The organism is Saccharomonospora azurea NA-128, from assembly GCF_000231055.2.
GTDB lineage: Bacteria > Actinomycetota > Actinomycetes > Mycobacteriales > Pseudonocardiaceae > Saccharomonospora > Saccharomonospora azurea.
In genome coordinates, this window is record NZ_CM001466.1 from 819,564 (window position 1) to 833,013 (window position 13,450).

The window sequence follows — 13,450 nt, forward strand, 5'->3', positions numbered from 1 at the left end:
TCAGAACCTTTCCCAGAAGGTGGCGTCGGCGTGGCCGCCCGGCCGTGCCGGCACGGGTTCGTACCTTTCCCAGATCGAGGGCCTCGACCCTGCTCGTGACGTCGTGGGCCCGTCGCCCGTCCCGGCGGCCTCGCGCTGTCCGGCTCCGACGGTTCCGTCGACGTCTCCGCTCGTGGCGCGGGGCAGGCTCCGACGGTGCAGCACCGGCGGCGGGAGCGGGCTCCTGCGTGGCTCCGGATGGTCCGACGGATCCCAGGCCTGCACGACGGCGGCGGCGTTGGCGCCCCCGTCGGCGAAGCAGTTGACCGCGGCGACCGGGCGCGCGCTGTCCCACCGGACGACCTCCCGGGGAAACCACAGCGGTGAGGACTCCACGTCGAAGTGCTCCAACGGCTCGTGCCCGGACAGGCACGGGACACACGTGCCCCGGCTCACCATGAGCACGGTCTTGAGGAGTGCGGACATGCCCTCGGCACACAACGGGTGGCCGATGTTGGGCTTGATGGAACCGAGCGTGCACGGACGGTCGGAGGATCCTCGATACACCTCCTGGATGGCCTTGAGCTCCAGGAGATCGGTCACCGTGGAACCGGATCCGTTCGTCTCGACGTGGTCGACGTCCGCCGCCGACAGGCCGCTCGACGCCAGTGCGGCACGCAGCACCGACTTCAACGCGTCGAAGTTCGGTGCCGTCGGCCCGGCCGTGCGACCGTTGTTGTTCACCGCGATCCCGCGGAGCACGGCGTGGACGCGGTCGCCGTCCCGGAGCGCGGCGTCGACGGTCTTCAGCAGAACCAGGCCACAGGCGTCACCGAGCACGACCCCGTCGGCCCGGCGGTCGAACACGTGGAACTCCGGTGCCGCGCTGAGGATTCCCCGCTTGCGCATCCCGTTGTGGGCGGCGGCACTGGTGAGCAGGCTGACCGAGCCGACGATGGCGGACTCGATCTCCCCGGATCGCAACGCCTGCACCGCGAGGTGCACGGCGGACAGCGCGGAGGAACACGCCGTGTCGACGACGACGCTCGGGCCGTGCAGATCGAGGAACTGCGACAGGTTGGCCGCCAGGTAGTTCTGCCCCACGGCGCGGATGGATTCCGGCGGTTCGGTTTCCGCGCGGGCCTTACCGCGAGCACCCACGTACACGCCGGTCCGCCCGCCGCGCAGTTCCGCGGGCGAGTAGCCCGCGTGGGCGACGAGTGCCGCGCACTCCTCGAGCAGCACGAGGGCCTGGCGGTCCATCACCGCGGCTTCCTCCAGCGGGATGCCGAAGTAGTCCGGATCCCACTCCGTGACCTCCGGAAGCAGCGCGGCGTGGTCCTCGGGGTGGGCCTCCCACCGGCCCGCCGGGATCCGCTCGATCGCGGTGCGCCCGTCGACGAGCGTCTCCCAGTAGGCCTCCAGATCGCCGCCCGGAGGGAACCGGCCGGACAGTCCGACGATCGCGATCGCGTCGCCCGGCACCCACGCCTTCTCGACGGCCGTACCCCGCTCCGGTACCTGTTCCGCCGAGGGTGCGGCGATCGGGCGCGGGGGCGCGGGCGCCACGTCCGGCTCCCGAGGGACCCCCGCGTCGGGTGCCGCCGCGAACGGCGCACCGGAGCCGGCCTCGGACCGGGGCTCCGCTCCACCCACGGCGTCGACCAGCTCGGCTCCGTAGGTCTCGGTGAGCCAGGCGGCAAGGTCGTCGAAGGTCGGGTACTCGTAGAGCGCCGACGGATCGATCGGCTCGCTGACCTCGCGGTTGATGGGCTGCAAGACCTGTGCCAGGAGGATGGAGTCGACGCCCAGTTCGTGGAACGGCACGTCGGCGTCCAGCTGCTCGACGTCCATCCGCAACTCGTCGGCGAAGGTGCGCACCAGCCACGCTCGCACCGCCTGCACCGGGGCGACCGAGGTGCCCTGAGGCGCCCCGTCGGCAGTCGGCACCGCCCTGGCGACACGGGTCTCCCGCGGGGGCTCGCCCCCGCCGTCGACCGCGGGCGCCGACGAGGGCCGACGTTCGAGCAGCGTCTCGGGACGCCACCGCCGTCGGTCGGGGACGGCGGGAAGCACCACGGGCCCGAGGTCGTGGGCGAGGATGTGGTCCAGCATGCGCAGGCCCTCGGCATCCGAGTGACTGCCCAGGCCCGTCGCGTGGTAGATCGGGGTCGTCATCTCCCCGAACCCGCTCTCGGCCCAGCTGGACCACTGGATGCTCACCATCGGCGTGCGTGGCGGCTGCGCGGCCGCCACGAAGTCCAGGTAGGCGTTCGCGGCGGCGTAGTCGCAGTTCGCCGCTCCGAGAGCGGGAATCGCCGAGGCGGTCGAGGAGAAGAGGACGAAGAACCGCAGCGGTTGGTCGGCGAGGCACGCCCGCAGCACCCGCAACCCGGCCACCTTCGGCTCCGCCACGCGGCGGAACGCGTCGAGCGGCTTGCGGACGAACGCCGGATTGTCGGCGTCCCCGGCACCGGCGGCGTGCAGCACACCACCGATGGGCCCGTGTTCGCGGACCACTTCCCGCACCAACTCCTCCACGGCCCGGGCGTCGGCCAACGGCGTCGTCACCACGCGCACCGTGGCTCCGGCCTCCTCGACGGCGCGCACGGCGGCCACCCGCCGCGCCTCGACCGAGTCCCGGCCCGCGTACTCGGGCCAGCGCTCCCGCGGCGGCAACGCCTCCCGGCCCGTCAGCACCACCGTGCGGACGCCGTAGCGCTCGACGAAGTGCCGGGCGCACCGCGCTCCCAGACCCCGGGTGCCACCGGTGACCAGCAACACGTGGTCCGCGGGGAACGGCGCGGGTGTCTCGGTGGTCCCTTCCACCGCGTCCTCCCGCAGCACGGGCACGTGCCGGACGCCGTCCCGGTAGCAGACGGCGGGTTCCTCTCCGGCGGAGGCGTACTCGGTCCCGATCTGACGCGCGAGGTCCTCCGCCGCCGCGCACGCGATGTCGGTGTCGACGTGCCGGGAACGCAGGTGGGCGTACTCGCTCTGCAGAGCCCGGTACAGACCGGCGCGGGAGGCTCCGGCGAGGTTCACGGCGACGCCACCGAACGACTCCAGACGCGTGGTCACGCACAGGACTCGTGGGTCGTCCCGGCGGCCGAGCTCGACGAAGTGCTGCAGCTCACGCAGCCACGGTCCGTACTCGTCCGCCGCCTCCGTTCCACAACCGACCAGGTCGATCCAGCCGTCGACCTTCTCCCAGCGCGGTTCGGGCAGCCCGGCGAGTGCGTCGACGTCCCGCACGATCACCTCGTACCCGGGCGGCAGGTGCCGGTCGAGCGCCCAGGCGACGTCCCTCGTCTGCGCGGTGGCCAGCACCACGACGCGACGCCGGGTCCCATCGGACGGCGACGGCGACTCCGCCGCGACCGGGCTCGGACGCCATTCCCGGACGAGGTACGCGGGACGGCGTTCCGGCTCCGCTGCGCGGGAAGCAGCACGGGAACCGGCCTCCCGCTCCGCCGGCGCACCGCGGCGCATGCCCGCCGTCGTCGGCAGCCAGTAACGCTGCCGGGCGAACGGGTAGGTGGGTGCGCTGATCCGGCGCGGCAGCGCGGCGGCACCGTAGGAAGCGGCCCAGTCGACGTCGATCCCCCGAGCCCACGCCCTGGCCAGCTTGTCGACGGCACCCGCAGCCAGCCAACCTCGGAGAACCTCCTGATAGGCCTCGTCCTCGGTGAGCAGAGCCCTGACGTCGCGATCCGCCTTCGCGTTGCCGCAGTACACCCCCACCGCCTCGTCGCCGTTCACCACTGCGGAGAGCTGCGCGATCAGCTCGTCCACGTCGTGCGCGACGAAGGCGGCCCGCTCGGGCATGGGCACCCGGCCGACCTGGAACGTGTAGGCGAGCTCCCTCAGCGCGGGGCCCGCCGTGTGCTCTCCGGGCCAGGCGTGCTCGACGACGCCGTCGAGACGACGCGCCGCCACCAGGTCGCCGAGCCTCAGTTCGACCCCCGCGACCTCCTCGATGCGGTCCCGCAGGGTCGCGAGGTGCACGGGGTCCACCCCGTATTCCGACCAGTCGGCGCGGGCGTCCACCTGAGACTCGTCGACCCCGAGGACGTCGGCGAGCTCGGCGCGCAACAACCGCGCGGCGTCCGGCTGACGCGTCGTCCGGAGGAAGGCGAGCAGACGGCCTGCGTACTCCCGGAGCCGGTCGGGGTCCTGCGCCGACAACGGGACGACGAACGGTCCGCCGGCCGACTCGGCTGCCTGCGGGCGGTCGGCCGCCGCCGGGAACTCCTCCAGCACCAGGTGAGCGCTCGACCCGGTCGCGCCGATGTTGCTGACGCCCGCGCGCCGCGGCCTGCCCGGCTCCCCCGTCCACGGCTGCAGTTCCCGTTGCACCCGGAACGGTGTCGTCTCGAGGGTGAGGTGGGGATTCAGCGGCTCGGTGTGGAGTGTGGGCACGAGCATCCGGTGGTGCAGTTGGAGGATCGTCTTGGTGAGTGCCGCGACCCCGGCCGCACCCTCCGCGTGCCCCATGTTCGACTTCACCGACCCGAGCGCGCAGAACTGCGTCGCGTCGGTGCCACGGCGGAACGCCCGGGACAGGCCCTCCACCTCGATCGGATCGCCGAGCGAGGTACCCGCCGCGTGCGCCTCGACGTAGGAGATCGTGCTCGGGTCGACCCCGGCGTCCTCGATCGCCCTGGCCACCACGTCGGCCTGCCCGACCGGGCTCGGCACGGTCACACCGCTCGTCGTCCCACCGTGTCCGGCGGCACTGCCCCGGATCACCGCGTACACGTGGTCGCCGTCGCGGAGGGCGTCGGCCAGTGGCTTGAGCACCACGGCGCCCACGCCCTCGGCGGAGACGTAGCCGTCCCCTCCCGCCCCGAACGAGTGGCACACCCCGTCGCTGGAGTGCATGTTGGCCATGCCGTAGGTGAGGTACTTGCCCGGGTGCAGCGACAGGTTCACGCCACCGGCGATCGCGACCCTGCTCTCCCCCGTCCGCAGGCTCTGCACGGCCAGGTGCACGGAGGTCAGTGCCGACGAGCACAGCGTGTCGGTCGTGATGCTCGGACCGTGGAAGTCGCAGAAGAAGGACACCCGGTTGGCGATCTGCCCCTGGTTGAGCACCAGCGGTACGTGGGCCCCGTCGGCGATGGCGTCCGCGCCCAGCAGCAGGTAGTCGTGCTGCATGACACCCGCGAACACACCGACGTGCTTGCGTCCGTCCGGTCCGGTCGGCGGGCAGAGCGTCGCGGGCGTGTACCCCGCGTCCTCGACGGCCGTCCAGCAGGTCTCCAGGAAGAGCCGCTCCTGCGGGTCCATCCCCTCGGCTTCACGCGGGCTGATGCGGAACAGCGCGGCGTCGAAGCAGTCGACGTTCTCGAGGAACCCGCCCCACTTCGAGATACCGCGCCCGCTCGGACCACGGACGTCGGCGAACTCGTCGACGGACCATCGGTCCCGGGGGACCTCGCTGATGGTGTTCCGGCCCTCCCGCAGGACGCGCCAGAATGCCTCGACATCGCCCGCACCCGGGTAGCGTCCGCTCAGCCCGATGACCGCCACCGCGCCGTCGTCCCGGGGGCTCGGGGTGGGAGGCTCCACCCGGCCGACCGGGGCTGTCCGCTCGACCACGCGCGTCGTCGGTCGAGCGGGGTCGCCGCCGAACGCCGCCGGGTAGGTCTCGGTGAGATGCCGGGCGAGATCGCGGATGGTCGCGTACTCGAAGGGCAGCGTCGGCGGCAGCGGCGCGCCGACGGCGCGCTCCAGCTCCGAGACCAGCTCCAGGACCTGCAGCGACTGCAGTCCCAGCTCGTAGTAGCCCACACCCGCGTCGATCTCGTCACGGGGCACACCGAGGCGCGAGGCGACGAGGTCGCGCAGAACCGCCTCGGCCTCGCCGGCGGCAGGCGCCGCGGGCCCGGTGGAGCGTGGTGCCGGGGTGGCCGAAGTGGCAGGCACCTCGGGACGGACCAGCTTGCTGGACAGCCGGTCGAGCACCGCGAGCTGCCGTCCCTCGTCGTCGAACAGCTCGATCGTCAGGTGGACGAGCTCGTGTCGGCGTCCGACCGTGTCGAGGCGGACCCGCGCGTGACACCGGCTCGGAAGCGGGCCCACGGAGCGGAACGACGCGAGGTGGATGGGCAGGAAGAAGCCGCCGTGCAGGCGCGCCGCGTCGCGGAACAGTGGTCCGGCCGCGATGGCGACGCCGTCGAGCAGGGCCGGGTGGAACAAATACGCGTCGGCCTTCGCCTCCTCACCCAGCTCCACCGTGGCGATCAGGTGCGTCCGGTCGCGATAGACCCGCCCTTCGGCCCGGATCACGCCCGCGTGTGTGAGACCGTGCGCGGCGTGGGCGGCGTACGCCTCGTCGAGCGTGAAGTCCGGAGCCCCGGTCGGGGGCACTATCGAGCCGGACGGCACCGGCTCCTCCGCGCGGACGACCTCGACGGTGGCGTAGACCCGGCCCGGGCGCCGCTCGTCCGCGACCTCGACGTGCCAGCCGTCGCTCGGCGAACCCGTCGCCACGATCGCGACGTCGACCGGCTCGTCGGCGACCGCCAGCGGCCGCAGGATCGTGAGATCGCGCAGTTCCCAGTCCTCGGGCTCGTAGCCCCGGTCGGCGAAGAGCCGGAAGGCGAGGTCGAGGTAGGCCATGGCGGGCAGCAGCCGCTCGCCACGCATCCGATGTCCGGCGACGAGAGGATGCTCCGGGGTCAAGGTCACGCGTTGGCGTAATCCGGTCTGCGCCATCTGCTCCACCGCTTCCGGCCGGTCGTCGTATCCACGGGTGTCGGGGTTCGGCGCCGGTCGGGCACCGATGTACCTGCGATCGAGAGCGGGCACGGCCACGGGTGTGCGGACCGCGTCGTCGGGCCGCCGGTCCTGCCACGCCTCCAGCACCGCGTGGGCGTTGGTGCCTCCGTCGGCGAAGCAGTTGAGCGCCGCGCACCGGGTCCCCGGCCAGTCCCGCGCCTCCCGGTCGAACCGGAACGGAGAGCCGGCGAGGTCGAAGTGCTCCGGAGGCTCCTGGCCGGAGAGGAACGGCACGACACGCCCGTGGTGGAGCATCAACACGACCTTGAGCAGGCCGGCGATCCCCTCGGCGCACAGGGGGTGCCCGATGTTGGGTTTGATCGACCCGAGTCCGCAGGGCTCGGCGGAGTCCGCCCGGTACACCGAGGAGACGGCCTTGAGTTCCAGCAGGTCGGTCACCACCGAACCGGACCCGTTCGCCTCGATGTATCCGATGTCGTCGGCCCGTTTCCCACTGGCCCGTAGGCCTTCCTCCAGCACCTGCCGCTGCGCGGCGATGTTCGGCGTGGCGGGCCCGGCCGTGCGGCCGTCGTTGTTGACCGCGAGCCCGCGCAACACCGCGTACACCCGGTCGCTGTCGGCGAGCGCCCGCTCCAGCGGCTTCACGAGGACCAGGCCAGCCCCCTCGCCGAGGACCACACCGTCCGCCCGGCGGTCGAAGACGTGGAAGTCCCCGGCGCCGAGCAGGCCGCGCCGCCCGAACACGCGATACGCGTGGTCGGTGTTGTGGAGGCTGACACCACCGACGACGGCGGCCTCGACGGTCCCCGCACGCAACGCGTCCACGGCCATGCTCAGGGCGACCAGCGCCGACGAACACGCCGTGTCCACCACCACACTCGGCCCGCGCAGGTCGAAGAAGTGCGACACGTTGGCCGCGAGGTAGTTCTGCCCGACCGCCACGATGGGATTGCGGGTGCGCCGCAACACCTCCTCGTCCGGAACGTGGTGGGCCCGCCCGCCCACGTACACACCCGTCCGGCTGCCCTTGAGGTCGGTGTGCTGGTACCCGGCGTGCGCGAGAAGCTCCAGCGACAGCTCCAGCAGCAGCATGGCCTGCGGGTCCATCGCCTCGGCATCCGCGGAGGACAGCAGGAAGAACTCCGGGTCGAACTCGCGGTACCCGTCGATGAACGCGGCCGGGTGGCCGGGCCCCCACATGTCACCCCGAGACTCCGGGACCGTGCCGATGGCCGATCGGCCGTCGCTCAGCAGCCGCCAGTACTCCTCGATGTCGGACGCGCCGGGCAGGCGGCAGGCCATACCGACCACGGCGATGTCCAGGCCGCTCGACGCGTCGTCCACTGTGGCGGGAGCCGGCTCGGAGAGGACCCGCGCCGAGACCGTGGGCGTGGTCCGGGCCGCGGCGACGGTCTCGGTGGCGGCAGCATCGTCGGTGTCTTCGGTGTCCCCGGCGTCGTCCGGCTCGCCATCGAACGCGGCCAGCACCGCCGTGGGATGTTCCTGCACGAGCCACGCCGTGAACCTGTCGATCGACGAGTGCTCCAGCAGGGCCGACGGGTCGAGCTCGGTGTCGAGACGCCGGGCCACGGTGCCGAGCAGCTGCGTCACCATGATCGAATCGAGGCCGTAGTCCTCGATCGGGACCTCGGCGTCCAGCTCGTGCGCCTCGAAGTGCAGTTCGTCCGCGAACAGCTCCACCATCCAGTCGGACAACGCCACCCGCACGCGTTCCGGCACGCCTGTCGGCGCGGGCGACGGTGATCGGCTGGGCTCGGGGTTCGCCGTCGGGTTCGTCGGCTCGGCACTCACCGCAGCGGCGGTGCGGCGCAGCAGTTCCCCGGGCCGCCACGCCGAGTCGTCGTCGACCACGGCGGGCAGCACCACGCGCCCGTGCCGCCCATCGAGGACGGTGTCGAGCAACGCGAGCCCGTCGTCGTCGGTCAACGCGGCCATGCCCGTACTGCGGAACGCCGCGCCGCGCACCTCGCCCATGCCGGTGTCCTTCCAGCTGGGCCACTGCACACTGACCAGCGGCACCGCATGCGCCCGCGACTGGGCCGCGTAGTCGAGGTGCGCGTTGGCCATCGCGTAGTCGAGCTGCCCCGCGGCGAGCGTCGGGACCGCCGAGGCCACCGAGGAGAACAGCACGGCGAACCGCAGTGCGCGTCCCTCCACGGCGGACAGCAGCGCGTCGAGTCCCTCGACCTTCGGTCGCAGGACCGCCCGCACGTCCTCGACGGACTTGCGCACGAACGCGGGATTGTTCCGGTCGACCGTTCCCGCGCAGTGCAGAAGACCCGCGATGGGGCCGAGCTCGTCCTCGACCTCCCGCACGGCCGCCACCACGGCAGCCGGGTCGGACAGCGGGACCGACAGCGCGCGAACCTCGACGCCCTGTGCCGCGAGGTCCAGCAGTCCCCGCACCTTGGCGGCCGGCGCGTCCGTGCCCTGGGCCAGCTCCTCCCACCGGTCGGGCGGCGGGAGCGGTTGGCGGCCGGTCACCACGACCCTGCGCACACCGTGCCGTCGGACGAGGTGTCGCGCGGCGAGCAGCCCCAGACCGCGCGTTCCGCCGGTCACCCACAGGACCTCGTCCGGATTCCACTGCACAGGCTCAGTGGGCTCGGCGGCGGCCACGTCCGTCAGCGTCGCGGCGAAACGCACACCCCGCCGGTGACTCACCTCGCCGAGCGGACCCGGATCGGCGAGCTCGGCGAGCACGACGCGGACCGCCGAGTCGTCGTCCAGGCCCGGTTCGAGGTCCACGTGGCGCGACCGCAGCCGCCGGTACTCCCCTTGCAGCGAGCGGTACAGCGCCGCCTCGCTCCCGCCCGTCCGGGCGGACGCACCCGAAGCGCCCTCCGGCTGTTCGAGGCCCCAGGTCACGCCGAGGGCCAGCAGTTGCGGCGACCGGGTGAGGAGGTCCTGGACCCAGGGCAGCCACCGCGCGAGGTCCTGCCGGGTACGGCGGTCCTCGCCGATGAGGTCGACCACGGCAGCGAAGGTGTCGCCGGCGGGTGGGGAATCCGGGGTGGGCAGCCGGAACACGACGCTGCCGGGCAGGTGCGCCCGCAGGAGTGTGGCGAGTCCCGCCGTGCGGTCGTCGGCGAGGATAGCGACCCGGCCGGGCAGCTCCCCGTCCTGCCACGGTTCGACCGACCACTGCTTGGCCAGGACTCGGAACCGGCTCGGCGTGGAGGCCTGGGGCGGCAGCTGTGGCGCGGCGTGCGGCAGCGGGACGTCGAGCCAGCACCGCTGCCTGGCGAAGGGATACGTGGGAAGCGACTCCGGAGCGGGGAGCGGATCGTCGTCGGAGCGCCGGTAGAGCCGATCCCAGTCCACCTCTCCGCCGTCGAGCCAGTGCCGCGCCAGCTCCTCCAGCGGGACCCCGACGGGGTCCAGCGGTGTGCCCGCGTCGGGGCGGCCCGCCGTTCCCGTGACGGCGGTCGAGGCCGGCTCCCCGGCCCTGAACGAGCGCAGGGCGTCGAGCAGGTCACTCCGGTCGCGGAACGGGATGGCCAGCCGGTGAAGCATCGCCTCCCGCCCCACCTGAAGGGTCCGGGCCAGGCGCACCGGGTCGACGTCGGTGTCACCGAGGAACTCCTCCATGCGCTCGACGTAGGCGCGCAACCGTTCGGCGTCCCGCGCGGACAGCACGAACAGCAGGCGCTCGGGCCGCACCACGGCGGTTCGCGGGGTCCCCACGTACTCCTCCAGCACGAGGTGGGCGTTGCTGCCTCCGGCCCCGAAGGAGCTCACCCCGGCGGCGCGCGGCATCTCCCGCCCCGAGCGGTCCACCGCTGCCGGCCACGGAGCGAGGGTTCGCTGGACCTCGAACGGCGTGGCCTCGAAGTCGATGTTCGGGTTCGCGGGGTCGGCGTGCAGCGACGGCACGAGCTGTCGGTGCCGCAGCTGGAGCAGCACCTTCGTCACCGCGGCGATCCCGGCCGCCGACTCGGCGTGCCCGATGTTCGACTTGACCGAGCCGACCGCCCGCCTGGTCGACGGGTCGCCGACGTCGGCGAACGCCCTGGCCAGCCCGCTGATCTCGACCGGGTCGCCCAGGGCGGTGCCGGTCCCGTGCGCCTCGACGTAGGTGATCGCGCGGGGATCGACGCCCGAACGCCGCAGTGCCTCCCCGATCACCTCCCCCTGGGACCGCGGGTTGGGAACGCTGTAGCCCTTGCTCGCGCCCCCGTGGTTCACCGCGGACGCCTTGACCACCGCGAGGATCCGGTCGCCGTCACGCTCCGCCGCGGACAACCTCTTCAGAAGCACGGCGCCCGAGCCCTCGCCCGGGACGTAGCCGTCGCCTCCCTCGCCGAAGCTGCGGCACCTGCCGTCGGTGGACAGGAAGCCCCGCTGGCTGAGCTGGAGGTACTTCAGCGGGTGACTCGACACGTTGACGCCACCGGCGACGGCGAGGTCGCAGTCTCCGTTGCGGATCGCCTGCACACCGAGGTGGATCGTCACGAGCGACGACGAGCACATCGTGTCGAGCGCGATGCTCGGGCCGGTGAATCCGAAGAAGTAGGACGCCCGGTTCGCCACCGACGCGTACGACGACGACGGCGCGACACCCGTGCCGTCGAGCGTCTCCGCCACCCCGTGCAACTGGTAGTGGCCGTACATCATGCCGACGAACACGCCCGTCGTGGCCCCGGCCAACGACCGGCGGGTGTACCCGGCGTCCTCCAGCACCTCCCACACCGTCTGGAGGAAGAGGCGTTCCTGCGGGTCCAGGTGCTCCGCCTCGATCTTCGACATGCGGAACAGCATCGGGTCGAACTTGTCCACATCGGACAGGAAGCCGCCCCACTTCGAGTAGGCCTTGCCGAGCGCACCCTTCTCCGGGTCGAAGTAGCGGGAGTGGTCCCACCGGTCGGCGGGCACCTCCTCGATGCAGTCCCTGCCCTCGGCGAGGTTGCGCCAGAACCGACGCAGGTCGTCGGCCTTCGGATAGCGTCCCGCCACACCGATGATCGCGATGTCCTCGTCCCGACGTTCGTGGGCGGGCACGTCCGCCCGCACCGAGACGGTCGCCGTGGCCGCCGGAAGCGCGGTACGGCGCTCGTCCCGCCGGTCGTCGCCGGACTCCACCGGGACGGTCGCCGGGACCTCCGGAATCTCCGTGCGGCGCTCCTCCGATGCCGCTTCGTCCTCGGCCGGGTCCCCGAGGGCTGCCGCCAGCTCGCGCGGGTACCGCTGCGCCAGGTGAGCGGCGAGCTCCCGGATCGTGAGGTACTCGAAGAACAGCGTCTTGGGCAGCCGTCCGAGGTGTTCCTCCAGACGACGCGTGAGGCCGATGACCAGCAGCGAGTCCAGGCCGTACCGTTCGAGCGACTCCATGGGCGCGATCTGCTCGGCCGGAAGTTTCGCCTCTTCCGCCAGCAGGTGCGTGAGGAACCGCTCGGCACGGCGGACGAACTCCTCCGGATCGCCCGCGGTCCCGACGGCCGGTTCGGTCGCCGGTCCCTCGGCGGCGTGGTCGTCGACGACGCGTGGTCCGACACCGTCGCCGCCGACGAGAGCACCGGCCACGGTCTCGCTGTCGCCGGCGGTCACCAGCAGTCGGGTGTGCACGCTCGCCACGGCATCTTCCAGTGCTCGCAGCGCGTCGCGGCTGTCCAGCTCGACGATGCCGAGCCCGTCGCGCAGACGGCGCAGCGCCGCGGGGTCCGGACGCATCCCGCCGTCACGCCACACCGACCAGTCCACGGCGAGGCTCCGACCGTGCCGCCTGCCCTCCAGACGGTGTCGCTCCCGGTCGGCGAGAACGGCGCCGAGGACGTTGCCGGCGTACGCGTACTCGGCCTGTCCCGCGCTGCCGAAGGCGGCTGCCGCCGACGAGAACGCCACGAAGTACTCCAGCGGTTGGTCCGCCGTGGCCTCGTCCAGCCACACCACGCCGTGGACCTTGGGTTCGAGGACGTCGCGGACCTCGCGGGCGGTCTTGCCGACGAGGAGGCCGTCGCGGAGCACGCCCGCCGCGTGCACGACCCCGGTGAGCGGGCCGTGCCGTTCGGTGACCTCACGGACGAGCCGGAACACGTCCTGCCGGTCGCTCACGTCGGCTCGGGCCGCACTCACCGCGAGACCCCGGTTCCGCAGCCGGTCCAGCCGACCGGCGACCTGGTCCGTGAGCGCGCCGCGATGGGCCAGCACGACCCGGCCCCCGGTGCGTTCCGCCAGCCGCTCGGCGACCAGCAGACCCAGTGCTCCCGTGCCGCCGGTGACGAGGTGCACGCCACCCGTGCCGAACGGCTCCGTCGCGCGCGGCAGGTCCACCCGGCGCCAGGAGCGCACGTGCCGTCGCCCGCCGTCGATCGACACCTCCGCAGCGGCGCTCGCCGTGGCGAGTTCCCTCAGCCCGATGGCGACCGGATCCTCGTCGGACCCGTGCCCCACCGTGGTGACACGCAGAGCCGGGTACTCCTGGCTCACAGAGCGTCCGAACGCCGCCATCGCCGCGTTGAACGGCCGTCCGGGTGCCCCGTCCCGATAGACGTAGACATAGGACAACTCGCCGAGGTCCCGGGCGATCCACTCCCGGCAGAACGCCAGCGCCACGTCGAATCCGGCGTTCAACACCCGGTCCACGTCGTCGTCGCTCGGCGCGAGGTGCACGACGCGGGTGGGCGCGTCGGCGCGGTCGGCCAGCCGGGCGACGAGGTCGCTCACCCGGGCGGGATCGGTGAGCGACAGGACCGTCGCCTCCGGG

Annotated in this window: 1 protein-coding gene (running past one end of the window); it reads right to left on the reverse strand. The window is 72.7% G+C overall.

Annotated elements, in window-relative coordinates; all coding sequences use genetic code 11:
• On the reverse strand, positions 1 to 13,450 hold the 3' portion of the coding sequence (locus tag SACAZDRAFT_RS03840) for a non-ribosomal peptide synthetase (protein WP_082245290.1). It continues 11,273 nt past the right edge of the window; only the last 13,450 of its 24,723 coding nucleotides appear in the window; the start codon falls outside the window, past its right edge; its stop codon occupies positions 1 to 3.